General features: G+C 64.4%; 16 protein-coding genes, 4 tRNA genes and 1 pseudogene. 9 read left to right on the top strand and 12 right to left on the bottom strand.

All coding sequences use genetic code 11. The features are described from left to right. Positions 1–47 precede the first annotated feature (47 nt). The gene (locus B4394_RS24245; RefSeq protein WP_078312916.1) at positions 48–485 is read right to left on the bottom strand and encodes an SRPBCC family protein; all 438 of its coding nucleotides are present in this window, start codon (positions 483–485) and stop codon (positions 48–50) included. Between the two features lie 28 nt (positions 486–513). Then, on the bottom strand, positions 514–1,257 hold the full coding sequence (locus B4394_RS24240; protein ID WP_078312917.1) for a 3-oxoacyl-ACP reductase family protein: 744 nt from the start codon (positions 1,255–1,257) through the stop codon (positions 514–516). Between the two features lie 107 nt (positions 1,258–1,364). Between B4394_RS24240 and B4394_RS24235 the strand changes: the two genes are divergently transcribed. From B4394_RS24235 to B4394_RS24225, 3 genes are all read left to right on the top strand, one after another. Then, the gene (locus B4394_RS24235) at positions 1,365–2,255 is read left to right on the top strand and encodes an alpha/beta hydrolase (protein WP_078316498.1); all 891 of its coding nucleotides are present in this window, start codon (positions 1,365–1,367) and stop codon (positions 2,253–2,255) included. A gap of 164 nt (positions 2,256–2,419) precedes the next feature. Beyond that, the gene (locus B4394_RS24230; protein ID WP_139360433.1) at positions 2,420–3,874 is read left to right on the top strand and encodes a PPE family protein; all 1,455 of its coding nucleotides are present in this window, start codon (positions 2,420–2,422) and stop codon (positions 3,872–3,874) included. A gap of 401 nt (positions 3,875–4,275) precedes the next feature. Further along, positions 4,276–4,719, top strand: a complete 444-nt coding sequence (locus B4394_RS24225; RefSeq protein WP_078312933.1) for a DUF2628 domain-containing protein — start codon at positions 4,276–4,278, stop codon at positions 4,717–4,719. Between the two features lie 93 nt (positions 4,720–4,812). Here the strand turns inward: B4394_RS24225 and B4394_RS24220 are convergent. The 3 genes from B4394_RS24220 to B4394_RS24210 form a co-directional block, all read right to left on the bottom strand. Further along, a tRNA-Phe gene (locus B4394_RS24220) sits at positions 4,813–4,889 on the bottom strand. Positions 4,890–4,923: 34 nt separating this feature from the next. Then, positions 4,924–5,000: transfer RNA gene (locus B4394_RS24215), tRNA-Asp, on the bottom strand. 30 nt (positions 5,001–5,030) lie between these two features. Continuing rightward, a tRNA-Glu gene (locus B4394_RS24210) sits at positions 5,031–5,103 on the bottom strand. A gap of 140 nt (positions 5,104–5,243) precedes the next feature. Here B4394_RS24210 and B4394_RS24205 point away from each other — a divergent pair. Beyond that, a tRNA-Lys gene (locus B4394_RS24205) sits at positions 5,244–5,319 on the top strand. A 69-nt stretch (positions 5,320–5,388) separates the two neighbouring features. Then, positions 5,389–6,675 carry an MFS transporter gene (locus tag B4394_RS24200; protein WP_078316496.1) on the top strand — a complete coding sequence of 429 codons (1,287 nt, stop codon included), beginning with the start codon at positions 5,389–5,391 and terminating at the stop codon, positions 6,673–6,675. A gap of 56 nt (positions 6,676–6,731) precedes the next feature. Here the strand turns inward: B4394_RS24200 and B4394_RS24195 are convergent, their stop codons facing one another. Beyond that, the gene (locus tag B4394_RS24195) at positions 6,732–7,427 is read right to left on the bottom strand and encodes an alpha/beta hydrolase (RefSeq protein WP_078316495.1); all 696 of its coding nucleotides are present in this window, start codon (positions 7,425–7,427) and stop codon (positions 6,732–6,734) included. A 111-nt stretch (positions 7,428–7,538) separates the two neighbouring features. Between B4394_RS24195 and B4394_RS24190 the strand changes: the two are divergent. Continuing rightward, positions 7,539–8,500 (top strand): annotated as a pseudogene (locus B4394_RS24190) (AraC family transcriptional regulator). A gap of 7 nt (positions 8,501–8,507) precedes the next feature. Here B4394_RS24190 and B4394_RS24185 read toward each other — a convergent pair. Both B4394_RS24185 and B4394_RS24180 read right to left on the bottom strand, forming a co-directional pair. Then, entirely contained in the window at positions 8,508–9,410 is a 903-nt protein-coding gene (locus tag B4394_RS24185; RefSeq protein WP_078316494.1) for a DMT family transporter, read from the bottom strand. 50 nt (positions 9,411–9,460) lie between these two features. Further along, positions 9,461–9,925, bottom strand: coding sequence for a DUF2269 family protein (locus B4394_RS24180; RefSeq protein WP_078316510.1), 465 nt, complete (start codon positions 9,923–9,925; stop codon positions 9,461–9,463). A gap of 102 nt (positions 9,926–10,027) precedes the next feature. Between B4394_RS24180 and B4394_RS24175 the strand changes: the two genes are divergently transcribed. Further along, the gene (locus tag B4394_RS24175) at positions 10,028–10,525 is read left to right on the top strand and encodes an anthrone oxygenase family protein (RefSeq protein WP_078312924.1); all 498 of its coding nucleotides are present in this window, start codon (positions 10,028–10,030) and stop codon (positions 10,523–10,525) included. Positions 10,526–10,564: 39 nt separating this feature from the next. Beyond that, positions 10,565–11,422 (top strand): SDR family NAD(P)-dependent oxidoreductase, encoded by an 858-nt coding sequence (locus B4394_RS24170; protein WP_078316493.1) that lies wholly within the window; start codon positions 10,565–10,567, stop codon positions 11,420–11,422. Positions 11,423–11,432: 10 nt separating this feature from the next. Here the strand turns inward: B4394_RS24170 and B4394_RS24165 are convergent, their stop codons facing one another. From B4394_RS24165 to B4394_RS24155, 3 genes are all read right to left on the bottom strand, one after another. Beyond that, positions 11,433–12,107, bottom strand: a complete 675-nt coding sequence (locus tag B4394_RS24165; protein ID WP_078316509.1) for a GAP family protein — start codon at positions 12,105–12,107, stop codon at positions 11,433–11,435. Positions 12,108–12,172: 65 nt separating this feature from the next. Continuing rightward, positions 12,173–13,156 carry an oxygenase MpaB family protein gene (locus B4394_RS24160; RefSeq protein ID WP_078312926.1) on the bottom strand — a complete coding sequence of 328 codons (984 nt, stop codon included), beginning with the start codon at positions 13,154–13,156 and terminating at the stop codon, positions 12,173–12,175. Positions 13,157–13,259: 103 nt separating this feature from the next. After that, positions 13,260–14,276, bottom strand: coding sequence for an oxygenase MpaB family protein (locus B4394_RS24155; RefSeq protein ID WP_078312927.1), 1,017 nt, complete (start codon positions 14,274–14,276; stop codon positions 13,260–13,262). Between the two features lie 74 nt (positions 14,277–14,350). Between B4394_RS24155 and B4394_RS24150 the strand changes: the two genes are divergently transcribed. After that, the gene (locus tag B4394_RS24150; protein ID WP_078312928.1) at positions 14,351–15,007 is read left to right on the top strand and encodes a TetR/AcrR family transcriptional regulator; all 657 of its coding nucleotides are present in this window, start codon (positions 14,351–14,353) and stop codon (positions 15,005–15,007) included. Here B4394_RS24150 and B4394_RS24145 read toward each other — a convergent pair. Then, positions 14,964–15,311 carry a hypothetical protein gene (locus B4394_RS24145; RefSeq protein ID WP_078312936.1) on the bottom strand — a complete coding sequence of 116 codons (348 nt, stop codon included), beginning with the start codon at positions 15,309–15,311 and terminating at the stop codon, positions 14,964–14,966. The two genes, B4394_RS24150 and B4394_RS24145, sit on opposite strands and share 44 nt — an antisense overlap. Positions 15,312–15,541: the final 230 nt, after the last annotated feature.

Here is a 15,541-nt window from a genome sequence, read left to right as displayed (position 1 = left end):
GATATTGAAAATAACGATACTAGTGCGGCCCCGGTGGAGGGAAGGCCCTATCGATAGGTGGCGAGAACCTGCTTGCGCAGCCCGTCCGTCGCGGTTTCCATGGCACCCTTGATGGCCCGCTTCAGCACAAATCCGGGCAGCGGGATCAGCGGATCGACCGTCAGCTCGAACTTGACGTGCGTCTTGTCGCCCTTGGGCGTGAAGGTGTACTTGCCGTCTTGACGGCGCTGCTGGCTGGCCTTCACCAGCGTCCAACTGACGGTGTCGGGACCCCAGCTGTAGGCAACGGTTTGTTCGTCGGTGATACCCGCCGTCTTCACCTTCATCTTCACCTCATGCGGACGCCCGTCCGCCCCCGTCGTCAACACCGTCGAACTCTGATGCGCCGAAGACCATTTCGGCAGCACCCCAAAATCGGCGATGACGTCCATGATCTGTTCGGGGGTCGCTTCGATGACGATTTCCCGGCTGTCGCTAGTGGCCATGGATCTGACCCTAGCGACCCTCCTACTGCTAGACGGTGAATCCCCCGTCGATGTTGATGGCGGTTCCCGTGATGTACCACGCCTCCTCGGACGCCAGGTAGCTCACCAGGCTCGCGACATCGCGCGGGTGGCCATAGCGTCCGACCGCGATGTTGGGACGCAGAATCTCGGCCAGCGCGCCGTCCTCGGGGTTCATATCGGTGGCCACCGGGCCCGGCTGAACGTTGTTGATGGTGATGCCGCGGGGCCCGAGCTCGCGTGCCAGCCCCCGGGTGAGGCCGGCGACGGCGGCCTTCGACATCGAGTACAGCGACGCATTGGCCGTGGGCGAGCGGTCACCGTTGATGCTTCCGATGGTGACGATCCTGCCGCCATCCCGCAGATGCGGGGAGGCCGCCTTGATCGCGGCGAAGACGGCGCGCACATTCACCGCGACAATCTTGTCGAAGTCCTCCAGGCTGGCTGTCTCGACATCGCCGAAACTGGCAATCCCGGCGTTGTTGACCAGAATATCCAGTCCCCCAAGGTGTTCCGTCGCCTCGTTGACGGCGGCGGCAAGCTGATCGGGGTCGGCGACATCGGCCTTGATAGCCAGCGACCACCCACCTGCTGCCTTCACATCAGCCACCACATCGGCGGCCTGTTTCGCTGAGCTTGAAAACGTGAAGACAACACGTGCGCCGTCGGCGGCAAGCCTGCGCACGATGCCCGCGCCAATTCCGCGCGATCCACCGGTGACGAACGCGCGGCGGCCCGTGAGTGGCTGAGTCATGTCAATCCCTTCGGTCGGTACTCAGAAGACAAGGGGACCGGGGTCCGAAACATTCCCACCTGTCCGATTCGCGCACGGTATGCCCGTACCCCCGGCATACTCGCTGTGTGTCGTCCGCTGACATTCATCCAAGTCTCCGCTTGGCCGCCAAGGTTTTTCCACGGCAGGTCGGCCTTCCGCGAACGCTGTCGACGCTGCGCGCGGTTATCCGCGCCTCGGGGCTGCTCCCGAGGTTCGGGATACGGACCATGGCAGTCAACGACGACGTGACCGTACGCGCACACGTTCCCAAGAACCTCAACGAACCGTCCCCAGCGCTGTTGTGGATTCACGGCGGCGGCTATGTGATGGGCACCGCCCGCCAGGACGATCTCTTCTGCCGCAAGGTGATGCGGGAGACGGGACTTCCCGTCGTGTCCGTCGACTACCGCCTCGCGCCCGAACATCCCTACCCCACCCCCATCGAGGACTGTTATGCCGCGCTGCGCTGGTTATCCGTGCAGGGCTGGATCGACCCGACCCGCATCGCCATCGGCGGTGCCAGCGCCGGCGGTGGACTGACCGCGGCACTGGCGCTGCTGGCACGCGATCGCGGCGAGGTGGCCCCCGCCATGCAGCTGTTGGTCTATCCGATGCTCGATGACCGCACCGCCGCGCGCACCGATGTCGACGAAACCACGCTGCGGATGTGGAGCAACAAAAGCAACCGGTTCGGCTGGGATTCGTATCTCGGCAACGCAGACCCCGATGTCGCGGTGCCGGGCCGCCGCCCCGATCTGGCGGGGTTGGCGCCGGCATGGCTGGGCATCGGGACCGCCGACCTGTTCCACGACGAAGACCTCGCCTACGCCGAACGCCTGCAAGCCGCCGGGGTGCCGTGCGAGTTGGAAGTGGTCGAGGGCGCCTTCCACGGTTTCGGCAGATTCGCGCCGTGGGCGCAGGTATCGAAGGACTTCGTGGCCAGGGCCTGCCGCAGCCTGCAGCATGCGCTCATCTGAACTGCGTTCGCCGAGAACATATCTCCGAATTCTGAGGCGTCGATATTGTCGAGCGTGCACCGAATGCACCGAACGCCTACGGGGTACCGGCACGACCTAGAACCTCACACGCTAATGTAAATGAATATCGTTATCGTTGTCATTAGTGCTGCGGAGGGTGCGGAATGGCTATGCCGGTGTGGATGGCGTCTCCGCCGGAGGTGCATTCGGCCCTGCTCAGCGGAGGTCCGGGCCCCGGACCGCTACTCGCAGCCGCTGCCGAATGGTCTTCGCTGAGTGCGCATTACACCGCCACTGCCGACGAACTTCGCGCAATTCTGGCTGCTACCCATGCCGCAGCGTGGCAGGGCCCCAGCGCGGACATGTATGTGGCGGCGCACGTTCCATACCTGGAGTGGCTGACCCAAGGTGCCGTCGAAAGTAGTGGCCGGGCCGCTCAGCACGGGGCCGCGGCGGGCGCCTACAGCTCGGCACTCGCGATCATGCCTACCCTTGCCGAGTTAGCCGCCAATCACGCTACACACGCGGCGTTGATGGCCACAAACTTCTTTGGTATCAACACCATTCCCATCGTGGCCACCGAGGCCGACTACGTCCGCATGTGGGTGCAGGCCGCCACCACGATGGCGACGTACCAAACGGCCTCCGATGTCGCACTGGCGTCCACACCGCCCGCTACGCCGCCACCGCCGATCCTGAACGGCCACGATCACGACCACGAGCACGGCGACGACCACGGTCACGGGGACCTGGACCCCACCAACCCGGAGTGGTGGGTGCACGTCGCCGGTGAGATGGTCGAGCATATTGAGCTGCTGTGGAACAACCTGCTGACCGATCCGGCCGCACTGTTGACCAACCTTCCTTTGGTGCTGGCGGACGTGGCTTTTCATGCCGCACAACTGGCTTCGACAATCGGCCAGTTCGCCCCCGCCTTGATCCAGCCCGCGCTGGCTCTGGCGATCGCCAGCCTGGGTTCGGTGGCCGGGCTCGCCGGCCTGTCCGGGATTCAACCATCGCCTGATGCTCTTGCCGCGGAACCGGATCCCATTCAGGAGCCTCCGACAGCGGCGGCCGCAGGGTCGGCACCGACGAGCAGTCCATCTCCGTCAGCTCCGGCATCGGCCCCTTCCGGTGCACCAGCGCCGACCGTCACCAGCACTGCGCCCGCGCCGTCGCCTCCGCCGCCTGTCGGCGACCCAGGCTTCTCCTTCCCGTATGCCGTGGGTGGCGGACCCCGCATCGGCGCGGGATTGGCATTGACGAGCCGGGTTCGCACGAGGTCGAGCGCTACAGCATGGAATTCAGCATCAGAACGGGCAGCAACGGCCGCGACAGCGGCAGCACGGCAGGCACGCCGACGACGGGATCGGAGCAAGGACGAAGGCCGCGCTGTCGAATACATGGATATGGACGCCACCGCGACCTTTTGGGACGAGCCTTCCGCAACGGCTTCACGCCGCGGTGCCGGACCGATGGGGTTCACCGGTACTGCATCCAGACAAGACACGGCGGCAGCGGGATTGGCGACATTGGGTCGCAATGACGATCTCAGCGAGGGGGCTCGTGCGCCGATGATTCCGAACACCTGGGATCCGGATGGCAGTGATCCGCGCTGACTACCATCGACGCGGCCGCGGTCATTGAGAATGATCCGTGGCGGAACAGTCTCGATAATCGCAGCCGCCACGAGACACCCCACACACGCTCAGCGCCCCGGCAACGGCTCCAGGCGCAGCGATCCCCGCGAACACCGGCTCCGAGAACCGCTTCATCGAGCCATCGAGCTCCACGACGGTTACTGGCATGGCGCCCCACGCTGCGAGCTCGATACCGTCACCGAGTTCACTCAAACGCAGCAGCAAACATCGTTGGCCTGGGTCATGCCAAAAGGCACCGGAATTATGGGCATTCCGCACGACGGCCAACCTGGACTTGGCTAATTGACCCGAGTCGGCGCGCCCGCGTCAGGGCAGCGCGCGGCACTATGCAACACCGCCTTTACGAATTTGCTAGGTTGCTGGCCGTGGCAACGATCGATGACCGCAGCGACCTGTCAGCGTACTGGCGGCTGAAGTTCGATTTCTATGACCGTTACGGGACGAGATTTACGCCGGAAGCGGTCGCCGCCGCGAAAGCCAGACCCTTCGCGGTCAGGATGCGGTCGGCCATCAATCTGCCTGCACTGTTTTTCGGGCCCATCTACTTCATCGTGAAAGGCATGTGGCGGAAAGCCGTAACCATCATGCTGCTAGGCCTACTCCTTGGTGTGGTGGTGTACCTCGCCTTCCCGGGGCTGGGATTCGGAGGATTCGGCACCAACGGCGCCGTGTACATGATTTTGGCGGGCCCGGCCTACTACCGGCATCGGGCCAAGGGCAGCCGGTCGTGGAATCCGCTCGACGGCATCGGCTGGCGGTTCAACCGTGAGATGCGCGAAGCCTGGGCGCAGCGCCGCAAGTAGGTCTGTCCACAGCGGAATGGGACCGTGTACGCCCCCGGCATGGACGCGCGTGCCCCGAATACGGAAAAGCCCGCTGTCACCAGCGGGCTCTCATGGTGGCCAGGGCCGGGATCGAACCGGCGACCTTCCGCTTTTCAGGCGGACGCTCGTACCAACTGAGCTACCTGGCCGGACGGCAGATCCACAGAAACTGCCTCGCCGTACTGGCGACCCTGACGGGACTCGAACCCGCGACCTCCGCCGTGACAGGGCGGCGCGCTAACCAACTGCGCCACAGGGCCTTACTCTGCTCCCAGTATGAACTGGTTGCGTACCCCCAACGGGATTCGAACCCGTGCTACCGCCGTGAAAGGGCGGCGTCCTAGGCCACTAGACGATGGGGGCCCATGTCCGAATCACTCCGGGGTACTCGTCAACGTGGTCACGTTGGGAGCTCGCCTAGCTTAGGGCACAACCTCCCCAGAACCCAAACCGGATTACCTCGGTGCTGGCTCGCCGCTCCGACCAGTATTCTGTCTCGGCACGCCCCTCTAGCTCAGTTGGTAGAGCTACGGACTTTTAATCCGCAGGTCGTAGGTTCGAGCCCTACGGGGGGCACCAGCGCGCCGGTTGCGATCAGCGGGAGCAGGAGCCTTATCAGGCCCTCTCCCGCTGCCTACCGTTCGGAAAATGACGTCGACGGCCCAGAACACCACCGAGACAGCAGCGCCTCAGTCCCAGCCCGTGACGTTCCGGCAGGCGTTCTTCGTCGCCGTGACGGCGGGGCTCGGGTACGGCTTCGACTCGTACGCGGTGAACATCTACGGTCTGGTGCTGCCCGAGATCAAGAAGACCCTGCACATCACCGAGGCTCAAGCCGGCTACATCGGCTCGATCTTTCTCCTCGGCTACACGATCGGCACCATCGGATTCGGCCTTGCCGCCGACCGATGGGGGCGCAAAACAACGCTCGGGGCCTCGATCCTGCTGTACGGCATCACGACCGCCCTGGCAGGTCTCACGACGAACGTCGCCGCTTTCACCGGGTTGCGGTTTCTCACGGGTGTCGGCGGGGCCGGTGAGCTCGCGGTGGGGGCCCCTTACACCGCCGAGGTATGGCCGGCCAAGACCCGAGCCATAGGCGTTGGTGGCGTGATCTTTTCACTCTTCTCGCTGGGCTACGTCCTGGCCGCCGGTGTTGCCCTGGTGCTGGTTCCTCGCTTCGGCTGGCAGGCGGCCTTCATCGTCGCGATCGTCCCGGCGATCGTGCTTTTCCTTGCCCGGCAAGGCATCAAGGAATCACACCGCTACACAGCGACCCGGGCCAAGGTCGAACGTAGCGCCACCAAACCCACGCTGTGGCATCTGCCCGGCGTGCGACGGCGCCTCATGGTCGGATGGCTGGTTTACACCGCCAACGCGGTCGGCTACTGGGGCATGACACTCTTCCTGACCACCTACATCGTCAAGAAATTCCACGCCACCTCGGTAGAAGCGATCCGCTATGCCCTGATCTTCTTTCTGCTGCAAGCCGTGTTCGTGTTCATCGGCACCGCGCTGGCCGACTGGATAGGGCGACGCCCCTCGGCCATCCTCGCCGCGGTCATCGAAATCGCTTCCACCGCATTGGGAGCCACCTCAGACTCGCTCTCGCAGTATTTGGTGTTCGGCGCCATCTCTATCGCCACACTCGGCTGGCTGTGGGGCGTCGGCGATACCTACGTAGCCGAGCTCTTCCCCACCGTGTTGCGCGGCACCGGATTCGGTATCGCAGTCGGTGGTGGCCGCGTCGTCTCCATCGCCGCGCCCACCCTGGTGGGCTGGGCCATAACGCAGTACGGAATCCAAACGCCCTATCTGGCGCTCAGCGGCCTGTGGATCCTGACAATTATCGGATACCTCCTGGGACCCGAAACCAAGGGCAAGGAGCTCGAAGACCTTGCCGACGAGGCCTTTACCGAAGACCTGGCCCCCTAACGAACACCAATGGGGGCACCGGCAGCATGTGCCGATGCCCCCACTCGCGCCATCTCTCAGCCAGCGAGTTCCTCAGCGGCCTCCGAGATGAGATCGGCGATGGCAACGGGCTGCGACGCCAGCGAGGCGTGGCTCGCATCCAGTTCGATGGTCTTGCGGGGGTTGATCCGCTGCGCCATCTTGCGTTCGTTCTCCGGGTTGATCATCCGGTCTTGCGTGGATACCTGATACCAGGAGGGCTTGACCCGCCATGCGGGCGCGGTGATGGCGTCCCCGAATGTCGATGCCAGCGGCGCCTTCTGAGTGACGGCCATGACGAGTGCCGCGTCCTCGGACAGGTCCTGAGCAAAGCTCTCGCGGAACTTGTCCTGCTTGATCCACAGGTAACCATCGCTGTCAGGTGCCAGATTGGCCGCGGCGGCGGGCGGCAGCTGTTCGGTCAGCTGCCCCGGGCTCTCACCGGCATCGGGGGCGAACGCTGCGACATAGACCAAGCCGACCACGTTCGGAAGATCGCCGGCCTCGGTGATCACCGCGCCGCCGTACGAGTGCCCGACAAGAAGCACCGGCCCGTCGATCTGCTGGACCATCTGCCGCGTGCGGGCGGCGTCATCGGCCAATGACGTCAATGGGTTCTCGACCGCGTAGAGCTCCCCGTAGCCGCGCTTATGCAGCTCGACGATCACGTTCCCCCAATGTGCGGCGCCACCCCAGAATCCGTGGACCAAGACGATGGCCGGTTTGCTGGACATATCTGCCTCTCAGTAGATGTTGGACGAGCCCAACCCCGTCGTGTCCGCCGTCGGCGGCACTGTTGACTTACCGGGGCTCCTCCAACATATTTGGACTATGGAGCAAGTGGTATGACCGATCATCCTGAATATTTTGCCGATCGGCCAAAATCGCACAGCTGGTTCTCAGACTCGACAGATATCGACGCCTTCTCCAGCGTCCTCTCCGCGATAGGGTTGAGGGGCGAAACTGTGATGCGTTGCTCCTCCGAGCCGCCCTTCGATATCGCCCTTCCGTCCAGCGATCGCGTACTCCACATCGCGGAGACCCCGGGGCTCCGCGTGCATATCGACGGAGACCCTGAGTACACCCTCGGCGTAGGAGACATGGTGCTCCTGGCACGCGGTACCGCACACCGCCTCGCCAAGGGCGAGCCCTGCTGCGTGCGAAGCCTGTCTGCGGCGGACGGGCACGTCGATGCGCGCGACACCTCGACGGCAACCCGTTGGGTCAGTGGGCGGTTCACCGCGGAAAGACAGCCGCCGATCCGCTGCTGTCGGTCTTGCCGCCGGCCATCGTCGTTCGGGCCGACCAGCCCGGCCATGAATGGCTCTCCCTGTCTCTTCAGCTCGTGCTGGCCGAGGTCGTCACGCCCAGCCCTGGATCCTGGGTGATGCTGTCGCGGATCCTGGACCTCCTGTTCATCCACGCGCTGCGGGAGTGGTCGACTTCCGATCGCGCCGAACCCGGCTGGCTCACCGCGTCCATGGATCCGCGCCTGGCCCCTGTGCTCACCGCGATACACAACAATCTGGAGCACCCCTGGTCCATCGCAGAGCTCGCCAAGCACGCACAGCAGTCACGCTCGGCCTTCACGCAGCGGTTCACCGCACTGCTGGGACAGCCGCCCGCCGGTTACATCACCGAGCGGCGGCTCGATAGGGCAGCCCATCTCCTGCGCTTCAGCACCGAGGCGGTGAGCCAGGTCGGCAGGGCCGTCGGCTACACCTCGGATGCCGCCTTCAGCCGGGCGTTCCAGCGCCGATTCGGCGAGCCGCCCTTACGCTGGCGCATGCGACACCGGCCTCAATGACCTCAGGTCAGCGACTACCCCTGCGGCTCAGCACAATTCCGGCGATCACGATCGCCCCGCCCAGTGGTTCATGCCAGCCGATGCGCTCGCCCAACAACACGGCGCCCAGCAGCACCCCGATCACCGGGGTCAAGTAGGTGACCGACGAGGCCGCGGTGGCACCCCATCCGTTGATGATGCGGGTGTTCCAGACGTAGGCCAACCCGGTCCCCAGCACCCCCAGCGCCACCATGCTCGACACCACCGCCGGAGTCGCGTCCATCCGGTGACGGTCCACGAGCGCCACCACGACGGTCATCAGCACCGCCCCCACACCTACCTGGATACCGGCGACCGCCAGCGCGGGCAGACCCAGCGGCGTGACGTACTTGCGCATGTAGACGAAACCGATCCCGTAGCTCAGAGTCGCTCCAAGACAGGCGAATTGTGCGAGCACCGGGCCCCCGTGACCGAGCAGCTGCCATGGAGCCAGCACCACGCACACACCCACGAACCCGACCGCCAATCCGAGCAGCTGCATCCGGCCGGGGCGCTCGGCCCGCAGCGCCACCAGTGTCACCACAGTGGTCATCAAGGGAGTTGCCGCGTTGTAGATACTCGCCAGCCCGGAGTCGATGGTCTGCTCGGCCCACGGATACAGCACGAACGGAACAACACACAGCGTCAGCGAGACCACGCCGATATGTCCCCACACCTTGGCCTGGCGCGGCAGCGGAACTCGCAGCAGCAGAACCAGGGAGACGAGCGTAAGCGCGCCGAAATCCAGGCGCGCTGCCGCCACCTGCAGCGCCGAAAGCCCCTGCAGACCGATCTTGATGAAGAGGAAACTCGCGCCCCACACCAGGGCGAGAGCTGCGAACTGAAGAGGGAGCCAGCGATTACGGGCCGGAGCGACGGTCGCGGTATCCACCGAGCAATTGCACAGGACTACCGGCCACCGGCGCTAGCGGTTTTCCGCCGTCACACCCCGGTACTAGACCCGGGGCGCACGATCATCAGCACGGTGACCACCGCCCACAGCAGGTTGAAGATCCCGGTGAACATCGCTAACCGCGCGAACACCCGCCCATCGAGCGACTCACCTTCGCCGAGCTGGGCCAACACCCGCTGCTGTCGCGGCAACACCACAAACACCAGCACCGCCGCGGCCGCCCCCGTGAGCACCAGCGATGCGATCAGCCAGGGGGTGCCCAGGACACCCATCAAATCTGCCAGCGGCAGACCGAACATCGGAATCGCGATCCCCACCGCCGCGTACACCCGGCAGACCCGGTGCAGGGTGCGCAAGCTTCCCAACTCACCAGCGCCGTCGGGCGAGGCCGCAGCGCGACGTGCGAACGCTGGAAACATGCTGGCTGCCACGGCGATTGGGCCCACCGCGAGAATCACCGCCAGCACGTGGATCGAGAGCAATACCTTGGTCACGCGCAGACGGTATCGGTCCCGCCGCGGCGCCGAAAGCCCGCCGCTGGCCATATTTCGACGACTTTCGGCCGTATCGTTCCCCAATCTTGGGAGTATGTGCCGATGGGCCGTCGAATACTGATGTACTTCACCGTGTTCGGGATCGCGATGTGGTTCTTCGGAAACCTCTACGAGGCCATCGTGATAGGACCGAACATCGCCGGTGACACCAAGGAGCAGCTGAAGGCATTTCAGCAGTTCACCGAGGTGACCAATCCCGTGTACTACTACATCCCGCTCACCCAGATCGCCGCCATCACCCTGATCGTCTGGTTCGTGCGCACCCCGCGCAGAGCCCCCGAGAAACTCTCGCTGTTCCTGGCCTGCCTCGTCGAGATCGCGGCCGTCGTCCTGTCCGTCTATGTCATCGTCAAGCTCAACATGACACTCTTCTTCGGCGCTCTGGGCGAATCCCCCAGCGAGCTACATCAGCTCGCGCTGCAATGGAACATGCTGAACCTCGTCCGCGTGGTTCTCACCGCGATCGCGCTACTGTTCGCCATGAGAGCCCTGCGCCTCGTCTGGCAGTCCTCCGGTCGACACCCGACCGCCACCGTGTGAAGCTTCCCCTGTTCCGAACGTCTCAACGAGGAGATCTGCATGTCCAGCACCCCAAGGACAGTGGTCATCACCGGTGCGAACGCCGGAATCGGCCTGGCCACGGCGCACCGGCTGGCCGCCGATGGGCACACCATCGTGATGGCCTGCCGCAATCAGCAGAAGGCCCGGGCAGCCCGCGATGAAATCCTGGCCGCAACGCCCGGCGCTCCCGTCGACGTCATGTCACTGGATCTGTCCTCGTTCGAGCACATCCACCGCTTCGCCGGTGAGCTAGCCGCACAGCATCCCCAGGTTGACGTGCTGATCAACAATGCCGGCGCCTCACCAATGCGCCAGTCCAGCACCGAGGACGGCTTCGAACTGCAGTGGGGGGCCAACTATCTAGGACCCTTCCTGCTGACGCACCTGCTGCTTCCGCAGCTGCAGGCCGCCCGAACCGGCGATGCCCGCGTCATCCACCTGGCCTCCGTCGCCCACAGCGTGGGCAGGATCAATGAAAAGACTTGGCGTGGACGGCGTTTCTACTTCACCTTTTCCGCCTATGCCCAGTCGAAGATGGGCAATCTGATGTTCAGCAATGCCCTTGCCCGACGACTCCCCGAAGGAGTCACCTCGAACGCGCTACATCCCGGCAACGTCAGATCCGAGATCTGGCGTGAGATACCGCAGCCCATCCGGCCGTTGGTGATGCTGGCGCTGATCACACCGGAGCGGCCCAGTCAGCTGATCACCGACATGGCGGTGGCGGAGGAGCACCGCGGGCACAATGGGGAGTACCTCACCGCACAAAAGCCGAGCCCGGTCCGGCGTTACACGAAAAAGCTGGCGGCGCAGGATGACCTGTATGCCAAGAGCTGCGAGCTGGTCGGCGTCGAGCCGCTTCCGGTGCGCAGATAGCAGGCCTTTCTCACGTCACGGCGTGAATTCCGTTGTACAGCACCATCACACCGATCACCACCAGGATTGCCGCCATCAAGGCCGCGTTGTTTTTCTCCATCCAATCCTTGAGCCGGCGCATGGTGCCGTCGAGGCGGTGCCCCGCGGCCGCATAGGCCAGTATCGGGACAGCGACCGTCGATGCGGCGACGGCGACGAAGAACGCCGCGGCCGTCCAGCGATCTGCGATATCCAGCCCGCTGGCGCCGATCGCCAATCCGGCCGGAACGCAAATGAACAGGACATCGGGCCGTACCACCACCAAAGCCGCCCCCGTTATCGCCGCCCGTGCCGGGCCGATCGTGCCGAACGAGCGCATCCAGCCCGGCGACTCGGTGTGATGATGCCGAGTCAGCCACCGATAGATACCGAACAAGATCAGCGCCGAGCCAAGCACCACGCGCACCCACGAGGCCCAGTTCGGCACCGATCGGTGTAGCCCGCCGAGTAGGCCGGTGGCCGCGACGCACAGCGCCGTCAGCGCGACCAGGCCCAATAGCCACCCGGCCAGGAAGGCGAGACCGCTCGGCCGTGGCCTCGGCGCCTGCAAGACCAACACCGCCGGGATGACCGTGATCGGCGACAGCGCGATAACCAGCCCGAGCGGAACAAGCCCGGTGAGGACAGAACCCCAACTTCCTGCCATGAGCAGCATCTTCGCACCCTGAACACGATGTCACCGGCGAAAAGTAAAGAAGGGCCGCCCGCCGGTTAGGACGCCGTGGGGCTGTAGTGATGGGGACTGTCGCGCAGCGCCACCGGAGGCAGGTAGCGCGCTGAAGTCTGCGGCAGCGGCGCGTTGGCGGGCATCCGCCCGGTCGCCCGGTCCCACCCCGCCCGTGCGCGCGGATGTTTCCTCCACCGGAACGGCACCAGGCGGAAGATCGCGTGGTTTACCCGCCCCAGTAGCTCAAGACGCCGCTCGTCGCGGTCGGTCCACGTGTACCCCAGGCGTTTTCGCACTGGATCATCGAACATCCCAACCATCACCCACTCGGAGAACCGGGTGAAGAGGGGAAGCGCTAAGCGCCACATCCAGGTCGGCATCAGCGGCAGGAACGGCGGCTTGGGCAACTTGGCAAAGTCCAGCAGATCACGCGTCGCCTTGTTGTCCTCTAAGACGTTGGCGCACATGTCATCCCAATAGTCCTGAAACTCCTCCCAGGTCTTGGGCACCGGCCGCATGCTCATCCCGTACATCCGGTACCAGACGATGTGCTCATCGAAAAGCTGCCGCTTCTGCCCCTCGGTAAGTCCCGCACCGAACCGCTCCACCGAGAGCAACAACGCTTTGAAAAAGGTTGCGTGAGCCCAATAGAAGACGTCGGGGTCGAGCGCGCTGTACCGGCGCCCTTGACTGTCAACACCTTTGATGCCGGCGTGATATCCGCGCACCTCGGCGCCCGTTATCGGCGCACGATCCCCGTCGAAGACCACGCCGGTGATCGGATACAGCGACCGCAGGAGCCGTTCCCACCGCTCACGCAGAAAGGTGGAGTGCTGCTCGACGGCGGCACCGAGCTTCGGGTGCATGTTCTGCATCGCGGTGGCGTAGGAGCCCATCAACATCCCGGACCAGTCCGCGGTGAGTTTCCACGTCAGCGATTCCGGTCCCAGCGGCACCGGTATGGACCGATCCGAGCCGTGGGTGACCGGACACCCCGCCGTCAGAGAATCGACCTCGCCGTCGGTCATAACCCACTCCGTTGTCGCCCATTCCAGAAACTGAATTGCGATTCAGTTACACGCCGACACTAGGGGGACCGATGTGGTGACGTCAAGCACCAAAAAGCCGGGTTCAGGAGACCTTGGGGTTGTAATGGTTGGGACTGCCCCAAGTATCCCGGGGCGGCAGGTTGCGGTCCGGGGTCTGTGGCAACGGGGCGTCGGCAGGGATACGCCCGACGGCGCGATCCCACCCCGCGCGAGCCCGGGGGTGACGGCGCTTGCGCTCCGGCACGAACTTGAAGAGCACGTTGACACCCTGCCCAAACTTGCGGTGTAACCATTCATCGCGCGCAGACCAGGTGTAGCCGAAGCGTTCTCGGACGGCAGGGTGATACAGCCCGACGGTCAGCCACACGAACATCGGCGCCACCAACCGTCGCTGGAGCCGCCACAGGCCCTCGGGAATCCAGGGCGCAAACGGCGGCACCGCCAGAGTGGTCAGGTCCAGCACATCCCGCGAGGCCTTGTTGTCCTCTAAGACGTTGGTGCACATGTGATCCCAGTACTCCTGGAAATCCTCCCAGGTCTTGGGCACCGGCCGCATGCTCATGCCATACATCCGGTACCAGGTGACATGCTCGTCGAAGAGCTGGCGCTTCTCGGCCTCGCCGATACCGCCACTGAGCCAGTCCGCCACGACGATCGTGCCCATGAAGAAGGTCGCGTGCGCCCAATAGAAGACGTCCGGATTGAGTGCGCTGTACCGGCGCCCCTGATCATCAACCCCCTTGATGTTGACGTGATAGTCGCGCACCTCGGCGCCTGTCGCCGGGGCCCGATCCCCGTCGAATACGACGCCGCCGATCGGATACAGCGAGCGCAGGAGCCGCTGCCAGCGTTCCCGGAAGAACAGGGAGTGCTGCTCGACGGCGGCGCCCAGCTGTGGATGCATGTTCTGCATGGACCCGGCATAGGGGCCTTGCAACACCCCCCGCCAATCGCCGAAGTACTTCCACGTCAACGACTCAGGGCCGAGCGGCACCGCTACCGACGAACCAGACCCGTGACTCACCGGACAGCCCGACACGAAGGTGCCGGATTCGGCGACAGGCTGCGTCTGGGCGACCTCGGACATATCGTTGACCATTCGGAACGCTCCATTGCAGTTCGACGTATAGTGACAATCAAGGTTGTCAACTTTGATATCAGATTAGGAGGCCCGTGGCGAACGGTCAAGCGCAGCGGCGTAGCTGGGCGGGCGTCTCAGCGGCCGAGCGCGCAGATGAACGGCGGCGCGAGCTCATGGCGGCCGGCGTGCGACTGCTGGGGCTCAGCCCCCGGCCGGCCGTCACCGTCCGGGCCGTATGCCGATCCGCGGGCATGACCGAGCGGTACTTCTACGAGAACTTCTCCGACCGCGACACGTTTGTCCGTGCGGTCTACGACCACGTGGGCTTTCGCGCGATCGAGGCGCTCAGCGGCGCCCGATCCGCACACGAGGGTGTCGACGCTTTTGTCCGGCTCATGGTGGACGAACCCACCATGGGGCGAGTCCTGCTGATAGCGCCGACCTTTGAGCCGACGCTCTCGGAATCCGGTTATGACTGGCTGCCGCGATTCGTCGCGTTGCTACAGGGAAAGCTCAGTACCAACCTCGCCGACGAGGTGCAGCAGCAATTGGTGGCAACCAGCCTGGTGGGCGCGCTGACGAGCCTTTTCAGGGGATACCTGAACGAGGAGCTGAACGTGGGTCGGCAGCGGTTCGTGGACTACTGCGTGCAGATACTGCTGCAGGGCGCTACCGCGACGCCACCAACCGGGGCGACCGGGCCGACTACGTCGCTGCGGACTTCGCCTTATCCTCAGCAGCCTTCTTAGCCGCCGCGACCTCTGCCTTGTAACAACGCAGGGTAACGTGGACCATCTTTCCTCGGTCGTCCTGCCCCTTCTTGACGGTGAACGCTTCCTGATGCGCGACAAGGCAATTGTCGAGGCCCACTTGATCACCAGAGCGACCCGCAACGACGACCGTGTAGCCCTCACCCTTAAGAGTGGAGGAGGCGTCGGAGTAGAACTGCCCGGTTGTATCGGTCGGGCCACCGGCATGGGCCATCCCGGCCATCGCCAACGAGAAACCCGCACCCGCAACCGCGACGATGGTCGCGTTGACTACCGACTTCACTGGATACACCTCCACCTTGGAATGTGGGCAATCATACTGCGGGTGTAGCGCCCTCGCAGCCCGAGCGAGAAACGCATCGATCCGCACGTCGGAAGGCGCGCGGAAGGGTATTTGTGCGTCATGATCCGTCCACTTGTGTGCAACCGCCGTTTACAGATATATTGACTGCAACTTCCAGATACAGATAACTCTGTCGAGACCTGAGGAACGTGTCCATGCAGAAGGAATTC

The sequence above is a fragment of the Mycobacterium sp. D16Q16 genome (assembly GCF_002013745.1).
Lineage (GTDB): Bacteria > Actinomycetota > Actinomycetes > Mycobacteriales > Mycobacteriaceae > Mycobacterium.
The sequence above is the reverse complement of the archived record's forward strand: the minus strand, read 5'-3'. Positions and strand labels throughout refer to the sequence as shown.